Below are 21,256 nucleotides of genomic sequence, written 5' to 3'. Positions count from 1 at the left end.
TTTTGAATTTTATAATGAATATACAAGACAGCAGCTTCTTTAAAATTCGGATGAAAGAAGTCTTTTATACTCAAATAAAATTTCCAGAATCTAACAAAAAATCCCCCGAAAATTCGAGGGATTAATATATTTAAAGAAAATATTAAGCTTGTTGTTCCGGCTTATCTTTTCCTTCAGTATTTGGTTTTCCTTCCGGTCTTGGACCTCTTTGTTCACCTTCTTTTTTCTCTGGTCTTGGCGGTCTTGGCAACAAAACTTTTCTTGAAAGTTTCATTTTCTTACGGTCATCATAACCCATAAATTTAACCTCAACCTCGTCACCTTCTTTGTAAGGAACTTTATCAAGTCTAGCCCACTCGATTTCAGAAATGTGAAGAAGACCTTCAGTACCTTTAGCAATCGCTACGAAAGCTCCGAAATCCATTACTTTCACTACTTTACCTTGGTAAACTTCGCCTACAACAGGGACAAAAGTGATTTCGTTGATTTTCGCAATCGCCTCGTTTATTTTCTCTCTGCTCACACCAGAAATCTCGATTCTTCCGATTTCTCCAATTTCTTCGATAGCAATAACAGTGTCCGTATCTTTCTGCATTTGCTGAATGATTTTTCCACCAGGTCCGATTACAGCTCCAATGAAATCTTTAGGGATTTCCATCATTACCATTTTCGGAGCGTGAGGTTTCACATCTTCTCTTGGTTCAGCAATAGTTTCGGTGATTTTGTTCAGGATATGAAGTCTTCCTTCTTTAGCTTGTAAAAGTGCCTTCTCCATAATGTCCATAGAAAGTCCCTGGATTTTGATATCCATTTGGCAAGCAGTAATTCCGTCTGCAGTTCCCGTCACTTTGAAGTCCATGTCACCCAAGTGATCTTCGTCTCCTAAGATATCAGAAAGTACCGTGAATTTACCAGATTTTACGTCTGTAACCAATCCCATTGCAATACCTGAAACTGGTTTTTTGATTTGAACTCCTGCATCCATCAAAGCTAAAGTTCCTGCACAGACAGTCGCCATAGAAGATGATCCGTTCGATTCTAAAATATCAGAAACTACACGGATGGTATAAGGATTTTCTTCAGGAATCATATTTGCCAAAGCTCTTTGAGCAAGGTTTCCATGTCCTACTTCTCTTCTTGAAGTTCCTCTCAAAGGACGAGCTTCACCTGTAGAGAATGGAGGGAAGTTATAATGAAGGAAAAATCTTTCGTCATAATTTACCATAACACTGTCCACCATATTCGCATCTTTCACAGAACCTAAAGTTACAGCTGTTAAAGACTGAGTTTCTCCTCTTGTGAAGATTGCAGAACCGTGAGCTCCCGGTAAATAATCTATTTCGCTCCAGATTGGACGAATCGTTTGAGGATCACGACCATCAAGTCTAATTTTGTCATTCAAAATCATCTGACGCATCGCTTCTTTTTCCACATCGTGGTAATATACTTTTACGAAAGGCGTTACTCTTTCCAGTTCTTCTGGATTTTCCACGTATTGAGCTAAAAACTCATCACGTACCGCTTTGAATTTTTCGCCTCTTTCTTCTTTGCTGGAAGGGGTTTTTGCTACTTCGTAAACTTTATCATAGGTTTCTTTCCAAACTTTTTCACGGATCGCTTCATCGTGAGTTTCGTGGTTGTATTCTCTTTTAGGTAAAGATTTTCCAACTTTTGCAGCCAATCTTTCCTGAGCTTCTACCTGTTTTTTAATTTCTTCGTGAGCAAAAGTAATCGCTTCAAGCATTTCTGCTTCCGTAATTTCTTTCATCTCACCTTCTACCATTACGATAGAATCTTTAGTTGCTCCAACCATAATATCAAGGTCAGATTTTGCAAGATCTTCAAATTTTGGATTGATAGAAAGTTTTCCATCAATTCTTACCACTCTCACTTCAGACATTGGTCCGTTGAAAGGGATATCTGTAATGGCGATTGCCGAAGATGCTGCAAGACCCGCCAAATCATCAGGAATCGACTGTCCGTCATAAGAGATCAACGAGATCATCACCTGAACTTCCGCATGGAAATCTTCCGGGAACAATGGTCTCAAAACTCTGTCTACCAAACGCATCGTCAGGATTTCCTGGTCAGATGGTCTAGCTTCTCTTCTGAAAAAGTTTCCGGGGATTTTACCGCCTGCATAGAATTTTTCTCTGTAATCTACTGTTAAAGGTAAAAAATCGACACCAGGATTGGCTTCTTTGTTGGCTACAACGGTTGCTAAAAGCATTGTTCCGCCCATTTTTACGACTACAGATCCATCGGCTTGTTTTGCTAATTTCCCTGTTTCAATTGTGATTTCTCTGCCGTCTGCAAGAGTAATCAGCTCTGTAATTGCTTGAGGTACACTCATAAATTTGTTTGTGATGCACTCCGTATTGAGTGCTTTTAAATTAATTATTTCGTCTAAATTTCGTCTGCAAATTTAGTGTTTTTGTTTTAAATGAAATGATGTATCTTATTTAGGCTGAATTTTATCATTTTTTCTTCATCTTTTAAGAGTTTTTCTTGTTGAAAATCCTGTACCCAACTCTCCATTCGATGTAGTCTGCTTTGTGAAAGAGATACGAACGCAAACCAATTCCTATAAGCAGATTCTTTCCTATAGTATATTGAAAGCCAAGTCTTTGGTAAAACATGGTTTTGTCATATCTTTTATCAATAGATTTTTTGAAAAGATAAAATCCCGGTTGTACAAGAATTGCAAATCTTGAGACAGTGAGACGGTAGGACGGGATAATATTGAGTAAAAGCTGATCGTTTTTAAATCTTTTTGTTACCTGAATTGCTCCCGTTTCATCCTGATAAAATTTATGGTTATAGTCTGCATCATACATGAGTCCAACTCCCAAACCCAATGAAGATTTATAACTTATTTGTCTATGATAAATAGTTTCTATTCCCCAGTTTTGATAATATCTGCCTTTAAATTTCTGAATCATATCCACATCAGATTCTTTAAATCCGGAATCTACACCGTAAAAAATAGAATGTCTTACCGCTCCGAAAGCATTTACATCGAGTGTAGAATATTTATCAAAAGAGGTTAAAGAATCTTTTGGAGCAAATTTTCTTTCCTCGAAATGATAGGTTAAAGATAATTTTGTAGATAAGGTATTCATTCCTTTGTTGGGGAGTTTAAGAGCTCCATTTGAAAAATGATTGAAATTTAAACCTAGTCCTAAGTCAAAATGTTTTCCTAAATAATAGGTGTAATTAGCTCCTAAATTAATGTAAACACTTACAGACGAGCCAAATGTTTGATTTTTATAACCTTTCTCCAAATCATAGGGTGTCCAATTGAATGCAAAACCGCCGCTGGTTTCATAGTTCCAGGAATGAGTAGGGGTTTCTTTAATAACACCGCCAAAAGTCCCGTAGATGGCAAATGGTTTTCCCATTTCACTGTTTTTCAAAAAATCGAAAGCTACAATTCCTCCTCCGTAATAAGGTCTGCCAAATCTTCTGTGCCATTCTTTGCTTCCGTCTGTTTGTACTTTCAGTTCTGCGGAAGCTCCAATAAATTCTTTCTGTTTGAGTTTTTTAAGATAATCGTTAGTGTCTAAAAATTTTCCTAATTGCAGACTTACAGAAGTTTGCAAATTGGATTTTGAAATTGTATCTGATTCCTGAGCATTGCAAAATCCTGAAATTAAAATGAAGATATAGAGATAAAACTGTTTCAAGTCAGTAGATTAAAGTTTTAGGAAAACAAATTTAAACGATTTCTTTAAAGATTAGTAAATTTTAGATGAGGTTTTGTGGTATTAAAAGAAAAAAGCAACCTCTTTCGAAGTTGCTTCATTTTTAAAATCTTTTCAGATTATTTTCTTAGACCAAGTTCAGCAATAATTGCTCTGTATCTTGTAATATCTTTTTTCTTAAGATAATCTAATAAGCTTTTTCTTTTACCTACTAATTTTACCAAAGATCTTTCAGTATTGAAATCGTGACGATTTGCCTTCAAATGCTGAGATAAGTGGTTAATTCTGTAAGTAAATAGAGCTACCTGTCCTTCAGCGCTCCCTGTGTCTTGTGCAGATTTTCCGTGTTTTGCGAAGATTTCTGCTTTTTTTTCTGATGTTAAGTACATTCCAATATTGTTTAATGATTATTATGTAACGGCTGCAAAAGTACAACTTTTTTTTATGTGCGACAATACTTGGGCAAATGTCCATGTAATTATTTAAAAAAATATGTTTAAAAAAAGTAATCATTAAATTATGTTACGTCACTAAAAGACAGTAATTTTACATCTTGAATAGAGATGAAAAAAATATTATTTTTTACAGCAGTTGTCACTGTTTTTATGGGCATTGTGAATTCTGCAACAGCACAGAAAATTTCTGCTCAGAGCGAAGAAACAAATATTTTGTACTTTAATCCGGAGGTTGAGCCAGATATTGAGGAGATAAAAGAGCCTACTAATAATGCTTTTTTTACCACTGTGTCCGATAAGATGAGTACTGTCCGCAAGAATAGAATGATGCGTTCCGAAACTAATATTCCTTACGAAAATATAGATCCGCAAACTATTTCCGAATACTGTAAAAATAACGATGCCGATTTTGCCATTGTTCCCAAAGTAAAATATTTTAAAGTAGGTCTTGGTAAATATGTGTTTTCTAATCAGGTTATTGTAAGCATGAAACTTTTTGATGCGCAGGGGAATTTTATTGTTTCTTCCGATTATGATACGTATCGTAAAAATATGAGACTTTTAGGTTCGGCTGAAAACTCCATAAAAATTGGAACAAATGGTGCTTTAAAAAGCATTCTGAAGCAACTGAAAAAAATGAGAAAATCCTCTGATACCGAATTTTAAATAAACCTTAAATTTCTCCTATCGTTCTCCCATTATAAAAATTTGAATTATTTTTGCAGAGCAAAAAAATATTCAGATTTTGAATTCTATTGACGAATTTATCTTTAATCCAGCCGACATTGCCGAAAGACTCAGCGAACTTCCTGCTGATGAAAGACTATTGGCATTTCTAAAGGTTCCTAAAGAATATAAAGCTGAAGTTTTTTCGCACCTCGATCCCGATTTTCAGGAAGAAACCATCCGAAGCATCGGCAGCGATGAGGTTTCTGAAATCCTCAATGCAATGACTCCTGATGACAGAACTGCTCTTTTTGAAGATTTTCCGGATGAACTCATTAAATATTCCATCAATCATCTGAACCCGCAGGAGAGAAGAATTGCACTTAAACTTTTAGGCTATAATTCCGACTCTATTGCACGTTTAATGACGCCTTATTACATTCAGATCAGAAAAGAATGGACGGTAAAAAGATGTCTTCAGCAAATAAAAAAAGTAGGGAAAAGAGTAGAAACCATTAATCATCTTTATGTTGTAGATGAAAGAAATCGTTTAATAGACGATCTTCAGCTTGGGAGTTTACTTTTGGTAGAAGAAGATACATTGGTTTCAGAACTTACCGATAATCATTTTGTGGCAATTACCACAACTACATCAAAGGAAGATGCAGTACAGTATTTTGAGAAATACGATAGAACAGCACTTCCCATCATTACCGAAGCAGGCGTTTTGGTAGGAATTGTTACTATTGATGATATTCTAGACCAGATTGAGCAACAAAATACCGAAGATATTCAGAAATTTGGGGGATTAGAAGCTTTAGATCTGCCCTATACCCAGACTTCTCTTCTTGAAATGATAAAAAAAAGAGCAACGTGGCTGGTTATCCTTTTCTTTTCTGAAATGCTTACCGCTTCTGCTATGGGATATTTTGAAGATGAAATTCAGAAAGCGGTGGTATTGGCTTTGTTTGTCCCGCTGATTATTTCCAGTGGCGGAAATTCCGGCTCTCAGGCTGCAACACTTATTATCAGGGCAATGGCGCTACAGGAAATTGGATTGAAAGACTGGTGGTACGTCATGAAAAAAGAGATTTTTACCGGTTTATTGCTTGGAGGGATTTTAGGAGTTATCGGTTTTTTCCGAATTATGCTCTGGCATGAGATTGGGCTTTTCAACTATGGGGTTTATTGGCCTTTCGTAGGGCTTAGTGTAGGAGTTTCTTTGGTGATGATTGTGCTTTGGGGAACACTTTCCGGTTCTATGATTCCTTTTGTCTTAAAAAAATTAAAACTCGATCCAGCAACGTCTTCCGCCCCATTCGTTGCTACTTTGGTGGATGTTACGGGACTTATTATTTATTTTACAGTAGCAGGAATTTTCTTAACGGGAAAACTTTTGTAATTTTAGGCAAAAGTCTAAACAATTATGAAAGTTATCTCTCTGGTACCTTCTATTACGGAGGCTTTATTCGATCTGGGTTTAACCGAAAATGAAGTAATCGGACGCACGAAATTCTGCATTCATCCTGCCGAAAAAGTGAAAAATGTTCAAATTATTGGCGGTACAAAAAATCTTAATATCAAAAGAATCAAAAATCTTCAACCTGATGTAATTCTTGCCAATAAGGAAGAAAATGTAAAAGATCAGGTAGAAGAATTAATGAAAGATTTTAAAGTAATCGTAAGCAATACAGAAACTCTTGAAGATAATTATTACCTTTTAAAAAATCTAGGCTTACTTTTTAATTTAGAAGAAAAAGCACAACTTTTTAACCTCAAGATTTACGAAATTTTCAATCAGGTAAAGTTAAAATGTAAAGTAAAAGCTGCTTATCTTATCTGGAAAAATCCTTACATGACGGTGGGTTCAGATACATTTATTCATCACGTTTTATCTGAATTTGGTTTTGATAATATTTTTAAAAACGACAAAAGATATCCGATAATTGAATTGGAAGATTTAAAGGAAGCAGAAGTTATCATGCTTTCTTCAGAGCCATTTCCGTTTAAAGAAAATCATATTTCGGAAATTAAGGAAATATACCCCGATAAAAAAATAATGATTGTAGATGGCGAGGCTTTTTCATGGTACGGAACTCATATTGCAAAGTGCGAAATGTATTTTAAAAATTTTATTGCTGAATTTAATTGAGTCTTAAATTCTTAAAGGTTTACTATCTTTGCAACTTAATTTTAAACTGTAAAAATAATGAACTCTTTTATTGAAGAACTGAAATGGCGTGGTCTTTTTGCCGATATGATGCCGGGAACGGATGAACAACTGGATAAAGAAATGACAACTGCCTATATCGGATTCGATCCTACTGCAGATTCTTTGCATATCGGAAGTCTTATTCAGATTAAAATTCTTGCTCATTTTCAGCAGCACGGGCATAAACCTATTGCATTGGTGGGTGGTGCAACCGGTATGATTGGCGATCCTTCTGGGAAATCTGCCGAGAGAAATCTTCTGGATGAAGAAACTCTTCTTCATTATGTAGACTGTCTTCAAAACCAGCTTTCGAGATTCTTAAATTTTGAAGGAAATGAAAATAACAAGGCAGAATTGGTGAACAATTACGATTGGATGAAAAAGATTTCTTTCCTGGATTTTGCTAAAAATGTTGGGAAAAATATCACCGTAAATTACATGATGGCAAAAGATTCTGTAAAGAAAAGATTTTCTGGAGAAGCCGGAGCTGAAGGAATGAGTTTTACGGAGTTTACCTATCAGTTAATTCAAGGGTACGATTTTTTACACTTGTATCAGAACAATAATGTTAAGCTTCAGATGGGAGGTTCAGACCAATGGGGGAATATTACCACAGGAACCGAGCTTATCCGTAGAAAAGCTCAGGGCGAAGCTTTCGCGTTAACAGTTCCTTTAATCACAAAAGCAGACGGTTCTAAGTTTGGTAAATCTGAAAGTGGAGAAAATTACTGGCTCGATAAAAAGAAAACTTCTCCGTATAAATTTTATCAATTTTGGCTGAATGCTACCGATACAGATGCAGAAAGATTTATAAAATTCTATACATTTCTACCAAAAGATGAGATTGAAACTTTAATAAACGAACACCAGACTGCTCCACACGAAAGAAAACTTCAGAAGAAACTTGCAGAAGAAGTTACCGTTTGGGTTCATGGCAGAGAAGAGTACGAAAGAGCAGTAAAAGCCTCAGAAATTCTTTTCGGAAAATCTACTGCGGAAGATTTGGTTAGTCTTAATGAAGATATTTTCTTGGAAATTTTTGAAGGTGTCCCGCAAAAAGAAATCAATAAAAATGAAGTTTTAGGATGTAATATTATAGATTTACTTTCAGAAAAAACCAATTTCCTTAAATCTAAAAGCGAAGCACAAAGAGAAATGAAAGGAAATGCAATCTCTGTGAACAAAGAAAAAGTAAATGATGAATTTGTTGCCCACGAAAGCGATCTTATTGATGGTAAATTTTTATTGTTGCAGAAAGGGAAGAAAAACTATTTTATTGTAAAAGCTATTTAATTATCTGTTTTACAATATGATAATAAATGAAAAAAACCGCCCAAAGGCGGTTTTTTGATTGTATAAAATTATTTTTTTATAGTTCTAAGAAACTGTGTGCTACGGAAGCACTTTTTTCACCAGTACCTGTTACCGTAACTTTTTTGGCAACTTCACCATCTACATAAATTATAACAGTAAGCGATGCATCTGGATGCAAAAGTGTTGCGTTAGCTGAAAAATTCAACTGCGACTGGCTTGAATTAACAAAGAAGTCTCCGCTTGTCCAAGTAAGACCTATCGGATCGAATATTGTTTCCTGTTTAGTTCCTACCTGAGTCACAACGCTTTTAAAAAGCATAATTGGAGGAGTTGGAGCAGTGGTTCCACCAGGAACTATTTTTGCTTCAAACTGCACTAAGTGATCCTGATACTCATCTTCTTTATCATCTTTACAAGAATTAAATACAGTAGCTAGAGATAGTAATAAAACTGCTAAAAATGAAAGTTTAAATAAATTTTTTGCGTTGTAAAATTTCTTCATTTCTCCAAATAGATTTTTAATGTTTCAAATATAGGTTTTTTATCAATATAAAAATAATTTTTATGAAAAATTTCCAACAATGATTTCTAATTAATATTAAATCAATAAAAGTTTTTTCATTTGATAATTTGTCTGCGAACAGCATGCGATAAAAATTTGTAAGTCAAAATGTAATTATATTTATATTTGCTGTATGAATTTGAATTACATTGTACGAGAACCGGAAAATATCACTTCCAGTACTCCCATTTTATTTATGCTTCATGGGTACGGCAGTAATGAGGAGGATCTTTTCAGTTTTAGGGAAAATCTTCCGGAAGATTGGATTATCGTAAGCTTCAGAGCGCCAAAAACTACAGAATTTGAAGGTTTTTCATGGTATGATATAGATTTTAATAATCCTGAACGTTTTGTAGATGTTGATCAGGCTAATGAATCGCTTCAGGCAGTTCTAGAACATATATTATCAATAGTTAATAAGTATGGTCTTACTGATGGCAAAACACATCTTTGCGGTTTTAGCCAAGGAGGTATTTTATGTTATGCTTTAGCCTTGAAGTATCCCGAACTTTTTAATCGTGTAGCTTGTCTCAGTTCTTATCCGGAAGAAAAACTGTTAACGGATATTGTAAAGGATAAAAAGAAGTTGGCAAATTTAAGATTTTTCATTTCTCATGGTACGGATGATGCTATTATTCCTTTAGAATGGGGTAGAAAGGCTGCAGATCTTTTGTATGATCTCAGTTGTTATTTTTCTTTTAGAGAATATATGAGCGGTCATGGAGTCAATCAGAAAAATTATATAGATCTGATGGATTTTTTTTCAAAATAAATTTACAAAGCATTCTTAATAAGGATGCTTTACTTTTTTATTGGAAATAATTTACTAATTTCATCGAAGAGAAGTAAGAAAGGTTGTTGGAAGATTGATGATTTTTGAAATATTTTAATTGATTCAATCTCCATTAAACTTTCGTTATCTGAAATGGAATAAATTTTACTTCTTAAAATATTAATTTATTATATGACTATGGAAGCTGAAGAATCAACATTAGATAAAATAAGAAACCGTCCGAGATTTAAAATGCTTACTCATCTTACCAAAGAAGAGTATGCCGAAAATCTTAAAAAGTATCTGGAAAATCATAAAGATGAATTTCGTGGAAACATCAATAAAGAAGTGGCAACCATTACGGTTTTTGCAGAGGATGATAATTACTGGAAACCGTGTCTTTCCCTCCGAACAGAAAAGGATGAAGGTGTCACTGTTGTAAGAGGGGTTTTTGGACCAAGTTCCGCAGTATGGACTTTCTTTATGTTTATGTATTTTCTTTTTTCTATTCTATGGATGACTTTTTTTACCATGCATTATGTGGAATCTCAAATCAGTAGTGATGAATTTCCTTGGGCGTTAAATGCTTCTTTTGCAATGATAATAGGTATTGCTGCAACGTATGCTGCAGCAAGATTCGGACAGTATAAAGCTAAAAATGAAATGACGAAACTCAGGAGATTTGCCGAAGAATCTACTTTGAAGTTCGAAAAATAATTAGTTTTCTGTAGATGTTGTTTCCTTTAAAGCAGCTTCTGAAGCTTTTGCTGTTTTAATGGAATCTGCAACTTTTTCTCTGTTCGTTTGTTCAGAAATCATTTTTTCTACATGTGGCTGAATAATTCTATTCATTTCTTCCACAGAAATATTGTTGGCATTGGGATCTTCCAATAGTTTTCTCCACGGTTTTCTTTTTCCCCAAGGATAATCTCCAAATACAATTACCGGAGTTCCTTTTGCTTTCGTAGTAGCTCCGCCAGGATTAAGAATCCATGTATCTGCATAACTGTAAAGCCATATAGCATCTTTCATTAAAAGCCTAAGACAAGAGTGTGATGCAGGATATCCCGGAAGATCATATTGATGCCATCCAATTCCGTGGGTATTATGAATATTAAAATTATAAGGTAATTTCCACTCGCTCTTCACCGTAGAAATAGCAAGTTTCTTTTTCCAGTTCGCAAACATTAAACCTCTGTCTGTTTGAGCCGTTTTTTTTCCCATACTTGTAGGTCCCCATTTTACGAGAGTACCATTAGAATATACTGCGTATGCCTGAATTGGATAAGAAAAAATAACAAACTTTTTCACATCAGTCAATATATCAAGTTGTAGTGGAAAAGGCGAATAAGCCATTAAAGTAGTATCTATTTTTGCAGGAACAACGAGAGTGTCGGAGTTCCATTTGCTTTTAGAATCTAATCTGTTTAAAGCTAAAATAGCATAACGCTCTCTTTCGCTGTATTTTTTGCTGAAAATAGCATATAAGGAATCTCTTTTTTTAGAATCTTTCGGTATAGCGAATGCGTTATAAAAACCATTTTCCTGAATCATTGGGGCTGCAGATTCTTTTACAGGATTTGTTTTAATAGAATCAGGATGAGGCTCACTTTGCGAAATTGCTTCAGAAGCAGATGGTTTTTGATTTTCTGAATTAACCGATTCTTCTTTTTTACATGAAAAAACAAATAATGTAAAAAGTAAAAAGTAAAATGACTTAATAATTGTTTTTTTTGTCATAGAAATTTAAAATAATTCATTTGAGTTAGAAATTTTATTTGCAAAAATTAGACCTAATTAAAATTATACTAAGAATTTTTCACTTAACGAAGTTGAAAAATCTCGTTTGTATTTTTATGTTCTAAAATTTCTTTTAAAGATAGACAAAGTTTCGTCTTTTCATGTAATTATACAACAACTACAATTATAGTGTTTAATGTATATTTTTTGTGAATTTTAAAAATATATAAGGTTTTCAAAAGAATTGATTTGTGCATTTTTCTGTTTTTAGTTATTTGCAAAAAAAAACACCCTGAACAATCAGGGCGTTAATTTTGTGTTTGTGGAGTTGGAGGGATTCGAACCCTCGTCCAAACAAGCAATACATAAGATTTCTACATGCTTATTTTACTATTGGTTTTCGACTGAAAGCAGAGAGCAAACACCCAACTTCCAGCTTATCTTCTTAGGTTTTCGAGTTTTAGCCGAAGCGTCTAAAACCTTATTTCCGCATTCCTATATCTCAGAACCAAACGCCGCAGAACAGAGCATTTGTGAGATATCTTGCTTCCTTACTAAAATCTTCGGGAAAACGCTTGATCTACTATACTTCGATATTAAGCTGCAAGAGCGAACTCTTCGTTGCCAGTTAAAATTTTGTAGCAAGGGATTTAAGAGATCGCGCTACGGTTCTCTGCATGCTTACTTATCCATTGGTCTTGCTGTCGAAACCAGTCAACCCCATAAAAAAGTGAACAAATATATAACTTTTTTTATTACTGGATAGATATTATCGTTTTCATGACTAATTAAAAATAAACAGAGCGTCGGAATATTTTTCGACGCTCTGTTACTTAGTCTCTGTTTTTCAATAAAATCCAGCCTGACGTTTGTACTGGTTTTTTAGTTATTCGGTCTTCCCAAAAAAGTTTATACCAATAGGTTTCGGTAGGAAGAGGTCTTCCTAATTCCTTGCCGTTCCAAATAGGTGTAGCAGAAGAAATTTTAAAAATATTTTTTCCGTATCGATCAAAAATTCCACCTTCAAATTTTCCGTACTTACTAATTTCACTAAAATCGATTACATCATTTTTTCCATCTGCATTTGGGGTTATCACATTATTCATCGAAAAAGTATAGAATTCTGTAGAAGTTTCGCAATCAGCTCCTCTAAATCTAACTTTTACAGTATATAAATTGTTTCGGTACACACTGAAAACATTAGAGGATTGCCACGTTACACCATTATCAATAGAGTATTCTAAAGGCTGGGTCCCTGTTTTTTTAACATTGATTGTTATGGTCTTATTATCATAAATAATATCTGTAATCTCAGGAATTGGGATGTATTTGGCTAATGCGGTAAATGTTCTTGAGCATGCACCGTTATTTATTGTTACCGAATAAGTTCCTGCTGTCGAAGTGCTTATTGTCTGTGTTGTTTCTCCTGTACTCCAAAGATAAGTATAGTTTGGACCTGTTCCTGCATCTAAGATACCTTTGTCTCCTTTACAAAATTCAATATTCGAAATTGTGGAAACAATTTCAGGAACAACTGTTATAGTGATCGTGGCGGGAGATGAAGCGGCACAGCCATTGGATCCAACTCCCGTAACGCTGTAAACCGTTGTTGAGCTTGGGCTTACAACTTGTGTGTTCCCGGTTCCGGATAAGCCAGTCCAAGTGTATGTATTTGCTCCATTGGCTACGAGGGTAATGGTTTCGCCTTTGCAAATTTTTAACTTTGAAGTTGAAATTGTGATAATCGGAGGTGTTGTATTTTTAATCACATTTACCGATGCTTGCTTAATACATCCATTCGTTGTAGCACTGGTAATAGTAAGAGTATATGTTCCGGAATTAGAAACAACAGGGGTTAAAGTATTGGCTCCTGAAACAATAACTCCTCCTGTAGTTGCTGTCCACAAAAAAGTTGCTCCCGATTGATAAACCGAAGAGGTTGCATTTAGAGTTATCTGAGAAGTAGTACAATTAATTTCGCCCGGAGTATTAATATTTACTACAATTAGAGGATCCATTACAACATTTACGGCTTTGGTATATTGGCATCCATTAGCAGTGGTAACAGTAACGCTGTAATTTCCTCCTGTATTAACTGTTGTTGTGGCAGTTGTAGATCCATTAGACCAATTATATGTATTTCCCGTTCCGGCTGCTGTAGCTGTTAGTATTGTAGAGGTGCCTTCACAAAAAGTTAACTGTCCAGATATCTGAAGATTAGGATCTGCTTCTTGTACAATATTCACTGAAACTGGTTCACTAGTACAAGTTCCGTTATTATTGGTTAATGAATAAGTTCCGGGATTTGTTATAGTTATCGATTGCGATGTAGAGCCATTCGACCATAGATTTCCGGTAGGGAAATTAGAAGTAAGTATTACCGGTGTATTGTTGCAAATGGAATTCGCTGATTTGGTAATAACAACAATTGGTTTAATATTCACCATGAGCTGCAAAGAAGCAATCTTAGAACAAGATGTAGATTTTACAAGCACATAGATTGTATTGCTTCCCGAGGAATATGCCGCTGGATTTGCAATAGTATTATTATTTTGAGCCAATGCATCTGCCTGATTTAAGTAATATGAAAAACTTACTCCAGGTGTTGAACTAATACTTGTCTGAGCAGAAGTTAAATCAAATATACCAATTGGAGAATCAGAACAAATGTTCAAAGATGAGTTTTGAACTACAGGTACGTTACCCTGTACTACGGTTACAGTTTTTGTGTAATTGCAATTTGCGGGAGTTTTTACAACTACAGTATATGTTCCAGGTGTAGTTACTGTTATCGATGGTGTTGTAGCGGCATTAGACCATGTGTACGTATTTCCCGTGCCTGTTGAAGATGCTGTTAATAGCGTGTTGGGTGAGTCGCATAATACAAGATTTCCTGTAATTTGCACATTGGGATCAGCATCTGCTGTAATATTAACCGTAGCGGGCTGACTTGTGCATGTTCCACTGTTTGAAGTTAAGGTATAAGTTCCCGGTGAAGTAACAGTAATCGATTGGGTTGTTGCTCCTGTGGACCAAACATTTCCCGTTGCTTGGCTTGAAGTTAAAATAACGCTTCCTCCCAAACATATCTTCGATGAAGAAGCTGTTATGGTTGGCGTGCTTAATTGAGTAATATTAAGTTGAATTTGAGCGACTTTAGCACAAGTAGAAGTACTGATTCTCACATATACAACTCCGTTTCCAGATGAATAAGCTGTAGGATTAGAAATTGTATTTGAATTTCCTGCATTAGCATCCGATTGATTAAGGTAATATGAAAAATTTATTCCGGAGGTTGAACTCATTTGCGGTTGAGCTGCAGTAAGATCGAATATAGCTGAAGAACTGTTGGAACACATTGTTAAACTCGCGTTTTGAACCACCGGTACATTACCTTGTACTACGGTTACAGATTTTGTGTAACTGCAATTTGCGGGAGTTTTTACAATTACACTATATGTTCCAGGTGTAGTTACTGTTATGGAAGGTGTTGTAGCGCCATTAGACCAAGTGTATGTATTCCCGGTTCCTGTTGAAGAAGCTGTAAGAATTGTTGAAGTTGCTTCACATAAAGTTAAATTTCCCGAAATCTGAGGATTCGGATCGGTATCCTGTGTAATAACAACTGAAGCTTGCGGGCTTGTACAAATACCATTGCTTGAAGTTAAAGTATATGTTCCTGGAGAAGTTACATTAATAGATGGAGTGGTTGCACCTGTAGACCAAGTATTTCCGGTTGGGTTACTTGAGGTTAAAGTAATATTTCCTCCGGGGCATAGTTTTGTAGATGAAGCTGTTATAGAAGTAGTTAAACTCTTATCTTTAAAAATAATTGCATTAGTCTGCTTACAAGAATTTGCAGCAGTTATAGGGTTGTTGATGTCCTGATAACTAATAGTGTAATAGTAGGTTGTAGAAGTATTTACTGTTGTTGGTGCTGTTATAGGATTAGTTCCGGTTGCTGCATTGTTGGCACTATTGTAATAGTAAACTATAAAATTAGGATTGTTATTTAAAATTCCAGGAGTTAATGTGCTGAAATTAAATGTAGTATTGTTTCCGCAGATATTAATTTCTCTTGGAGAATTCGCATTAGGTCCGGGAGAGCCGGGCGGAATAAATGGATTGGGTGCCATCGCGGGGTTAGTGAAAGGGGATACGAAAGTTGCTGTTCCTCCCCAAGTTAAATTAAATGTATATACAGTTGTAGACCAGTTATCTACATATAAATAATAAGTCTGCCCTGCAACAACATCCATGTATTTACAGTACGGACTGGTACTTCCTGCGGCTGACGAAGTATTCGTATTGGTCATATTCATTCCCGTGCTGGTAAGCGCAGCCGAAGCATTACATCTTATCGGTGTTCCTCTGTTGTTGCAGGTGACATTCGGACCGTAAATTGCCCAGTCATAATCCACAGGACCTGTTGGAATTAAGTCAAAAGTAAGCGTTCCGCTGGTTGCAATAGTAAATTTGTACCAAACAGAATGGTTCTCGTATGAAAGGCATCCGCCAAGAGACTCATTGATATTTCCTATTCCCGATGGGGTGTAATTAATATTTGAATTCCCACAGACAGCAATTGCCGAAACACAGTCTTCCTGTGCGAAAATAAAAAGATTGAGTATGATGAATAAGGAAGAAAGTAGTTTTTTCATCATGGATATTGTTTTTGTTGATTGTTAAGGTATTGATTTTCTCTATGTATCTCTCTTCTGGTATGGAAATTAGAGAAATACATATAATATTTTCTGGTTGATTGTAAAGTCTTTAAATGTGAAAACACTTCAATACAGTGGAAGTTATTGTGTTTTTTTTCATGAAGTTTTTAGGTTTATTGGTTTGGTTTTTAGTATTTTAAAATAATTGCAAATCTAAATAAATTATAGAATATAAAATATAAAAATTACTTCATTTATTATCCCTCAAAATTAAGCTTTGCAAAGACTCTTGGAGTCTCTATTTGAGATTTGTAAATTTAATAACTGTTATTTTGTTGAAATAATATTTGCAGTTTCAAATTAATTTTTTATTTTTGCAATCCAAAATGAGATGTAATATATGTTAATAATTCCAGTAAAAGACGGAGAGTCTATCGACAGAGCTTTAAAAAAATATAAAAGAAAATTTGATAAAACTGGTACAGTTCGTCAGTTAAGAGCTAGACAACAGTTTATCAAGCCTTCAGTAACTTTAAGACAAGCTAGATTGAAAGCTGCTCACAAGCAAAGAAATCTTAGCAAAGAAGAACAGGCTTAAAATTTCTTTTTTCAAATTATACAATCACTTCTTAAATAATTTATTTAAGAAGTGATTTTTGTTTTATATTTACAGTATGCGAGATAAATTCTTAGATTATTTGCAGTTCGAGAAAAGATACTCTGTAAATACGGTTACAAGTTATGGTCGGGATTTGGATGATTTTATTTTGTTTAATCTCAGAACAGAATCATCAGACAATATTATTAAAGCAGATAAGAAAATCATCAGAAATTTTATTGTCGATCTTAATGAGAAAGGAGTTTCAAAACGTACTGTCAATAGAAAATTATCTACGCTTCGCAGTTTTTATGCCTTCCTTTTGAGGCTTGGTGAAATAGAAATTTCGCCTTTAGAAACCATCAATTCGTTAAAGTTTTATCCAGAAAAACAAATTCCTATTTCTCAGGATGAAATGAGTATGCTGAGTAATGATATTCTTTCTATTTCTAACTTGCTGGATGAGTGCATTATTGAGATGCTTTACCAGACCGGAATGAGAAAAGCAGAGCTTTGTGGCTTGAAATTTGAGAGTGTAGATCTATACAAAAACGAGTTGAAGATCATTGGAAAGGGTAACAAAGAACGGTATGTGCCAATTTCAGAAAAGCTGAGTAATCTCTTAAAGTCTTATCTACAAATAAGAAAGCCTAAGGAAGAATACCAAAGTTTATTTTTTGTAAACAGGCTGGGCAAAAAACTCACCGAAAAATTTGTTTATGTAGTGGTTAATAAGTATCTTAGTCTTGTTACTTCTAAAGAGAAAAAAAGTCCTCATATTTTAAGACACAGCTTCGCGACGCATGTTTTAGACAATGGGGCAGAGATATCAAAAGTAAAAGAAATATTGGGTCATTCAAGTCTTGCAAGCACACAAGTGTATACCAATGCCAATATTGAACAGTTGAAAAAAGTGTTTAATCAAGCTCATCCAAGAGCAAGTAAAAAAGAAGAATTATGAAGATTTCAGTACAAGCAATCGGCTTAACTCCACACGAACCGCTTGAGTCACATGTTGATAAAAAAGTAAGTAAACTTGATACATTTTATGATAAAATTATTGAGTGTAAAGTTTTCTTAAAAGTAGAAAACAATACAGATAAAGCCAATAAGACAACCGAGCTTATTTTGGTGGTTCCGGGAGAGGATATGGTAGTAAAAAAGACTAGTGCGAGTTTCGAAGAGAGCTTAGATCTATGTGTAGATACCGCTAAGAAACTGTTAATCAAGAAAAAAGAATTAGCTTCATAAAAAATGTAAAAAAACTTCATAAAAAGTTTGAGAATTCAAAAAATCCGTTCTATATTTGCACACGCAAAAAAGGAACAGCGATCTTTTGAATTCTTTTTTTTAAATTGCTTCCATAGCTCAGTTGGCCAGAGCACGTGATTTGTAATCTCGGGGTCGTGGGTTCGAATCCCTCTGGAAGCTCAATTTAATATATTATGTCTGGGGAGATTCCAGAGTGGCTAAATGGGACTGACTGTAACTCAGTTGCTTCGGCTTCGTAGGTTCGAATCCTGCTCTCCCCACATTTTATATTATTTAAAAGTTGCATAAATAAAGGAATTTTCCTAAATTTGCACAGCGTTACCAATAATTTTGGAAACAAAATTGCGGAAGTAGCTCAGTTGGTAGAGCGTCAGCCTTCCAAGCTGAATGTCGCGGGTTCGACCCCCGTCTTCCGCTCAAAAATCACATTTTAAAGTGTGATTTTTTTAACTACTGATGTAGCGTAGAGTAGAATTTCTCTTACAGCCTCAGTTCACAGTGTTAAATTGCTTCCATAGCTCAGTTGGCCAGAGCACGTGATTTGTAATCTCGGGGTCGTGGGTTCGAATCCCTCTGGAAGCTCAATTTAATATATTATGTCTGGGGAGATTCCAGAGTGGCTAAATGGGACTGACTGTAACTCAGTTGCTTCGGCTTCGTAGGTTCGAATCCTGCTCTCCCCACATTTTATATTATTTAAAAGTTGCATAAATAAAGGAATTTTCCTAAATTTGCACAGCGTTACCAATAATTTTGGAAACAAAATTGCGGAAGTAGCTCAGTTGGTAGAGCGTCAGCCTTCCAAGCTGAATGTCGCGGGTTCGACCCCCGTCTTCCGCTCAACAAAAATCACGCTAATTAGTGTGATTTTCTTGTTTTTGCCGACTTAGCTCAGCGGTAGAGTGCTTCCTTGGTAAGGAAGAGGTCACGGGTTCAAGTCCCGTAGTTGGCTCAATAATTAACATACTGATTTTCAGTATGTTTTTTTTGTTTATATCAAGTTAATTCTACAGCTTATTTTCAATATAATTTACTTAAAATATGCACAAAATATGTTTAAAATCATATATTTGTTCTGATATTTTTCAGACATTTTTAGATGAATATCAGCATTACGCTTGATTTTAGAAAACATATATGTCATTCATCAGATTTAAAATTTCGGAAATTCAATTTAAAATTCAGTAAATTCGTCATAAATAATTCATTCATGAATATTCTTTTACTGGAAGACGATTTAATTCTCTCCGCGGAACTGAGTAAGTTTTTAGAATCCAATAATTTCAATTGTGATAAAATTTATGATGGGGAAACTTTTCTTCGGCAGATAAAAAACAATTCTTACGATTTGTATTTACTGGATATTAATGTTCCCAAAATGAATGGGCTGGATGTTTGCCAAACCATTCGTTCGTTCGATAAAAATACGCCCATCATTATTATTTCGGCTTACGGAGATATTTCTGATAAGAAAGATGCTTTCACAAGACTTGCAGACGATTATCTGGTGAAGCCTTTTCAGTTTGAAGAATTGCTTTTACGCATTAATTCTTTATTAAGAAGAAAAGTTCCTTCCGAAAGTGTGGATGCCGATATTATAAGGATTGATGATTTGATAATTAATAAAACGGAGCAAAAAGTTTTCCGTTCAGGAAATGAGATTGCTTTAACATTAAAAGAATTTCAGCTTTTGGTATATCTTGCAGAAGCACAGGGCAGAACGGTTTCTAAGCAGCAAATTACAGAAAATGTTTGGGAACATAATTTTAATACCAATACCAATACAGTGGAGGTTTACATAAATTTTCTACGAAAAAAAATAGACAGAGAATATAAAGTAAAACTCATACATACACGTTCTGGATTTGGATATTACTTAAACCCGTTGTAAATGTCTTTAAAAAGAAAGATTGCACTTACGTTAAGTGTATCGTTTTCGTTGCTATTTGGGGTTGTACTTATTATTATTTATATATCTTTCAACGATTTCCGCAGGGAAGAATTCAAGGAAAGATTTGTAAGACGATTAGGATTTACTACCAATTTTATTTCGAAATCTAAAAATTTCGAACAAGAAGCCCCTATCTTTTTTAATGAAAATTCAGATAACTTTCTTTTAAATGAAACGATTCTTATTTTTAATGGTGATAAAGAGCTTATTTACAGTACCATAAAAGATCAGAAAGTAACCTGGGATAAGAATCTGCTTACAGAATTAGACCAGAAAAAAGATATTTACACCGAAGAATCTATTCCCGAAGTATATGCATCTCTGAAAAAAATAAATGGAGAAAATTATTATATTCTTACGAGTGCTTACGATACCAATGGGAAATCTAAACTGGAGTATCTTAAATATCTTTTAATTACTGCCTTTATAACATGTACCTTGCTTATCGGGTTCTTCTCATATTATTTTATGGGTAAATTTCTTCAGCCTTTGGAAGATTTGAATAAAGAAATTTCTGAAGTTACAGCTCATAAACTAACCACTCAAATCCCCGTAGAGCAGTCGAATGATGAAATAAGCATTTTAGCACAATCTTTTAATACCATGATTGTAAGACTGAATGATGTTTTTCAGTCGCAGAAAGATTTTACGGCAAGTGCTTCTCACGAAATTCGTACACCCATTACCAGAATGGCATTTCAGCTCGAAAATCTTATTAAATTTGGCGAGCATTCTCCGCAAACAGTTTCTTCTCTTAAACAGATGCTGAAAGATGTTTATCAGCTTTCCGATCTTACCAATTCTTTAATGCTGCTTACAAAATTCGATAAAGAAAATATACAGAGCATTTATGAAGAAGTACGAATAGATGAAGTTATTTTTGAGTCTTTCGAAACCGTTAAAAAAAGCTATTCAGAGCTTAAAATGGACTTCCTTATTTCTGAAAATAATGAAGAAAATGCTTTCTTAACCATTAATGGAGTTCCTTCTTTGCTCACCATCGTATTTATCAATTTGCTTAAAAATGCAGCCGTTTATTCGGACAATGCAGAAGCGAAAATTCTAATTACAGAAACAGATACTCAAATTTTTATTCAGGTAAATTCAGAAGGAAAGACAATTTCTAAAGAAGAACAGCCGAAACTTTTCGAAGCCTTTATGCGTGGAAATAATTCTCAGAATATTTCCGGTTCCGGCTTGGGTTTAAGAATTGTAAAAAGAATTTTAGAATATCACGGTGCAGATATTACTTACACTTCGCCTTCAGACAATCAAAACGAGTTCAGTATAGTTTTCAATAAGTAGTTTTATAATTGCTGCATTATCTTTTACTTTTCCAAAGAAAC

Annotated in this window: 17 protein-coding genes, 7 tRNA genes and 1 other RNA gene; 18 read left to right on the top strand and 7 right to left on the bottom strand. The window is 34.7% G+C overall.

What is annotated here, in order from left to right; all coding sequences use genetic code 11:
- Positions 1 to 142: 142 nt before the first annotated feature.
- The 3 genes from MTP08_RS12210 to rpsO all read right to left on the bottom strand — a co-directional run bounded on the left by MTP08_RS12210 (position 143) and on the right by rpsO (position 4,093).
- A complete protein-coding gene (locus tag MTP08_RS12210) occupies positions 143 to 2,353 on the bottom strand; it encodes a polyribonucleotide nucleotidyltransferase (RefSeq protein ID WP_209388847.1) in 2,211 nt (736 codons plus the stop codon).
- Between the two features lie 142 nt (positions 2,354 to 2,495).
- Positions 2,496 to 3,686 (bottom strand): acyloxyacyl hydrolase, encoded by a 1,191-nt coding sequence (locus MTP08_RS12205; RefSeq protein WP_243576178.1) that lies wholly within the window; start codon positions 3,684 to 3,686, stop codon positions 2,496 to 2,498.
- A 137-nt stretch (positions 3,687 to 3,823) separates the two neighbouring features.
- Positions 3,824 to 4,093 carry a 30S ribosomal protein S15 gene (rpsO, locus tag MTP08_RS12200; protein ID WP_089745669.1) on the bottom strand — a complete coding sequence of 90 codons (270 nt, stop codon included), beginning with the start codon at positions 4,091 to 4,093 and terminating at the stop codon, positions 3,824 to 3,826.
- Positions 4,094 to 4,267: 174 nt separating this feature from the next.
- Here rpsO and MTP08_RS12195 point away from each other — a divergent pair, with 174 nt between their 5' ends.
- The 4 genes from MTP08_RS12195 to tyrS all read left to right on the top strand — a co-directional run bounded on the left by MTP08_RS12195 (position 4,268) and on the right by tyrS (position 8,330).
- Complete coding sequence (locus tag MTP08_RS12195; protein WP_243576177.1) at positions 4,268 to 4,825, top strand: pyruvate decarboxylase; 558 nt, start codon at positions 4,268 to 4,270, stop codon at positions 4,823 to 4,825.
- A 79-nt stretch (positions 4,826 to 4,904) separates the two neighbouring features.
- A complete protein-coding gene (gene mgtE / locus MTP08_RS12190) occupies positions 4,905 to 6,227 on the top strand; it encodes a magnesium transporter (RefSeq protein WP_209390738.1) in 1,323 nt (440 codons plus the stop codon).
- 24 nt (positions 6,228 to 6,251) lie between these two features.
- Positions 6,252 to 6,977 (top strand): ABC transporter substrate-binding protein, encoded by a 726-nt coding sequence (locus MTP08_RS12185; protein WP_243576176.1) that lies wholly within the window; start codon positions 6,252 to 6,254, stop codon positions 6,975 to 6,977.
- 57 nt (positions 6,978 to 7,034) lie between these two features.
- Positions 7,035 to 8,330: a tyrosine--tRNA ligase gene (tyrS, locus tag MTP08_RS12180; protein ID WP_243576175.1), complete on the top strand. Its 1,296-nt coding sequence runs from the start codon at positions 7,035 to 7,037 to the stop codon at positions 8,328 to 8,330.
- A 76-nt stretch (positions 8,331 to 8,406) separates the two neighbouring features.
- Here tyrS and MTP08_RS12175 read toward each other — a convergent pair whose 3' ends face one another.
- On the bottom strand, positions 8,407 to 8,853 hold the full coding sequence (locus MTP08_RS12175) for a hypothetical protein (RefSeq protein WP_243576174.1): 447 nt from the start codon (positions 8,851 to 8,853) through the stop codon (positions 8,407 to 8,409).
- Positions 8,854 to 9,046: 193 nt separating this feature from the next.
- Between MTP08_RS12175 and MTP08_RS12170 the strand changes: the two genes are divergently transcribed.
- Together MTP08_RS12170 and MTP08_RS12165 are read left to right on the top strand one after the other, a co-directional pair.
- Positions 9,047 to 9,685, top strand: a complete 639-nt coding sequence (locus MTP08_RS12170) for an alpha/beta hydrolase (protein ID WP_243576173.1) — start codon at positions 9,047 to 9,049, stop codon at positions 9,683 to 9,685.
- A gap of 198 nt (positions 9,686 to 9,883) precedes the next feature.
- Positions 9,884 to 10,402, top strand: coding sequence for a hypothetical protein (locus MTP08_RS12165; protein WP_243576172.1), 519 nt, complete (start codon positions 9,884 to 9,886; stop codon positions 10,400 to 10,402).
- On the opposite strand, the gene MTP08_RS12160 is transcribed toward MTP08_RS12165, so the two are convergent.
- The 3 genes from MTP08_RS12160 to MTP08_RS12150 all read right to left on the bottom strand — a co-directional run bounded on the left by MTP08_RS12160 (position 10,403) and on the right by MTP08_RS12150 (position 16,089).
- Positions 10,403 to 11,425 (bottom strand): L,D-transpeptidase, encoded by a 1,023-nt coding sequence (locus MTP08_RS12160; protein WP_243576171.1) that lies wholly within the window; start codon positions 11,423 to 11,425, stop codon positions 10,403 to 10,405.
- Between the two features lie 320 nt (positions 11,426 to 11,745).
- Positions 11,746 to 12,147, bottom strand: a transfer-messenger RNA (tmRNA) gene (gene ssrA, locus MTP08_RS12155).
- A 111-nt stretch (positions 12,148 to 12,258) separates the two neighbouring features.
- Positions 12,259 to 16,089 (bottom strand): T9SS type B sorting domain-containing protein, encoded by a 3,831-nt coding sequence (locus MTP08_RS12150; protein WP_243576170.1) that lies wholly within the window; start codon positions 16,087 to 16,089, stop codon positions 12,259 to 12,261.
- A 400-nt stretch (positions 16,090 to 16,489) separates the two neighbouring features.
- Here MTP08_RS12150 and rpsU point away from each other — a divergent pair, with 400 nt between their 5' ends.
- The 12 genes from rpsU (at position 16,490) to MTP08_RS12090 (ending at position 21,215) form a co-directional block, all read left to right on the top strand.
- Positions 16,490 to 16,687, top strand: coding sequence for a 30S ribosomal protein S21 (gene rpsU, locus MTP08_RS12145; RefSeq protein WP_062697349.1), 198 nt, complete (start codon positions 16,490 to 16,492; stop codon positions 16,685 to 16,687).
- A 76-nt stretch (positions 16,688 to 16,763) separates the two neighbouring features.
- Complete coding sequence (locus MTP08_RS12140; protein ID WP_243576169.1) at positions 16,764 to 17,648, top strand: tyrosine-type recombinase/integrase; 885 nt, start codon at positions 16,764 to 16,766, stop codon at positions 17,646 to 17,648.
- Positions 17,645 to 17,938: an HPF/RaiA family ribosome-associated protein gene (locus MTP08_RS12135; RefSeq protein ID WP_243576168.1), complete on the top strand. Its 294-nt coding sequence runs from the start codon at positions 17,645 to 17,647 to the stop codon at positions 17,936 to 17,938. Before MTP08_RS12140 ends, MTP08_RS12135 begins: the two co-directional genes overlap by 4 nt.
- Before the next feature lie 106 nt (positions 17,939 to 18,044).
- Positions 18,045 to 18,118 (top strand) — tRNA-Thr (locus tag MTP08_RS12130).
- A gap of 20 nt (positions 18,119 to 18,138) precedes the next feature.
- A tRNA-Tyr gene (locus MTP08_RS12125) sits at positions 18,139 to 18,219 on the top strand.
- A gap of 84 nt (positions 18,220 to 18,303) precedes the next feature.
- Positions 18,304 to 18,376 (top strand) — tRNA-Gly (locus MTP08_RS12120).
- Positions 18,377 to 18,467: 91 nt separating this feature from the next.
- Positions 18,468 to 18,541, top strand: a tRNA-Thr gene (locus tag MTP08_RS12115).
- Between the two features lie 20 nt (positions 18,542 to 18,561).
- Positions 18,562 to 18,642 (top strand) — tRNA-Tyr (locus tag MTP08_RS12110).
- 84 nt (positions 18,643 to 18,726) lie between these two features.
- Positions 18,727 to 18,799, top strand: a tRNA-Gly gene (locus MTP08_RS12105).
- Between the two features lie 40 nt (positions 18,800 to 18,839).
- Positions 18,840 to 18,911 (top strand) — tRNA-Thr (locus MTP08_RS12100).
- A gap of 258 nt (positions 18,912 to 19,169) precedes the next feature.
- The gene (locus MTP08_RS12095; RefSeq protein ID WP_243576167.1) at positions 19,170 to 19,850 is read left to right on the top strand and encodes a response regulator transcription factor; all 681 of its coding nucleotides are present in this window, start codon (positions 19,170 to 19,172) and stop codon (positions 19,848 to 19,850) included.
- Entirely contained in the window at positions 19,851 to 21,215 is a 1,365-nt protein-coding gene (locus tag MTP08_RS12090) for an ATP-binding protein (RefSeq protein ID WP_243576166.1), read from the top strand.
- Positions 21,216 to 21,256 lie beyond the last annotated feature (41 nt).

The organism is Chryseobacterium oryzae, from assembly GCF_022811665.1.
GTDB lineage: Bacteria > Bacteroidota > Bacteroidia > Flavobacteriales > Weeksellaceae > Chryseobacterium > Chryseobacterium oryzae.
The sequence above is the reverse complement of the archived record's forward strand: the minus strand, read 5'-3'. Positions and strand labels throughout refer to the sequence as shown.

Excerpts from the sequence above, each read along its gene's own strand:
- MTP08_RS12210 (WP_209388847.1), bottom strand. The coding sequence starts at position 2,353 with ATGAGTGTACCTCAAGCAATTACAGAGCTGATTACTCTTGCAGACGGC.
- rpsO (WP_089745669.1), bottom strand. The coding sequence starts at position 4,093 with ATGTACTTAACATCAGAAAAAAAAGCAGAAATCTTCGCAAAACACGGA.
- MTP08_RS12195 (WP_243576177.1), top strand. The coding sequence starts at position 4,268 with ATGAAAAAAATATTATTTTTTACAGCAGTTGTCACTGTTTTTATGGGC.
- MTP08_RS12185 (WP_243576176.1), top strand. The coding sequence starts at position 6,252 with ATGAAAGTTATCTCTCTGGTACCTTCTATTACGGAGGCTTTATTCGAT.
- tyrS (WP_243576175.1), top strand. The coding sequence starts at position 7,035 with ATGAACTCTTTTATTGAAGAACTGAAATGGCGTGGTCTTTTTGCCGAT.
- MTP08_RS12175 (WP_243576174.1), bottom strand. The coding sequence starts at position 8,853 with ATGAAGAAATTTTACAACGCAAAAAATTTATTTAAACTTTCATTTTTA.
- MTP08_RS12170 (WP_243576173.1), top strand. The coding sequence starts at position 9,047 with ATGAATTTGAATTACATTGTACGAGAACCGGAAAATATCACTTCCAGT.
- MTP08_RS12165 (WP_243576172.1), top strand. The coding sequence starts at position 9,884 with ATGGAAGCTGAAGAATCAACATTAGATAAAATAAGAAACCGTCCGAGA.
- MTP08_RS12160 (WP_243576171.1), bottom strand. The coding sequence starts at position 11,425 with ATGACAAAAAAAACAATTATTAAGTCATTTTACTTTTTACTTTTTACA.
- MTP08_RS12150 (WP_243576170.1), bottom strand. The coding sequence starts at position 16,089 with ATGATGAAAAAACTACTTTCTTCCTTATTCATCATACTCAATCTTTTT.
- rpsU (WP_062697349.1), top strand. The coding sequence starts at position 16,490 with ATGTTAATAATTCCAGTAAAAGACGGAGAGTCTATCGACAGAGCTTTA.
- MTP08_RS12140 (WP_243576169.1), top strand. The coding sequence starts at position 16,764 with ATGCGAGATAAATTCTTAGATTATTTGCAGTTCGAGAAAAGATACTCT.
- MTP08_RS12135 (WP_243576168.1), top strand. The coding sequence starts at position 17,645 with ATGAAGATTTCAGTACAAGCAATCGGCTTAACTCCACACGAACCGCTT.
- MTP08_RS12095 (WP_243576167.1), top strand. The coding sequence starts at position 19,170 with ATGAATATTCTTTTACTGGAAGACGATTTAATTCTCTCCGCGGAACTG.
- MTP08_RS12090 (WP_243576166.1), top strand. The coding sequence starts at position 19,851 with ATGTCTTTAAAAAGAAAGATTGCACTTACGTTAAGTGTATCGTTTTCG.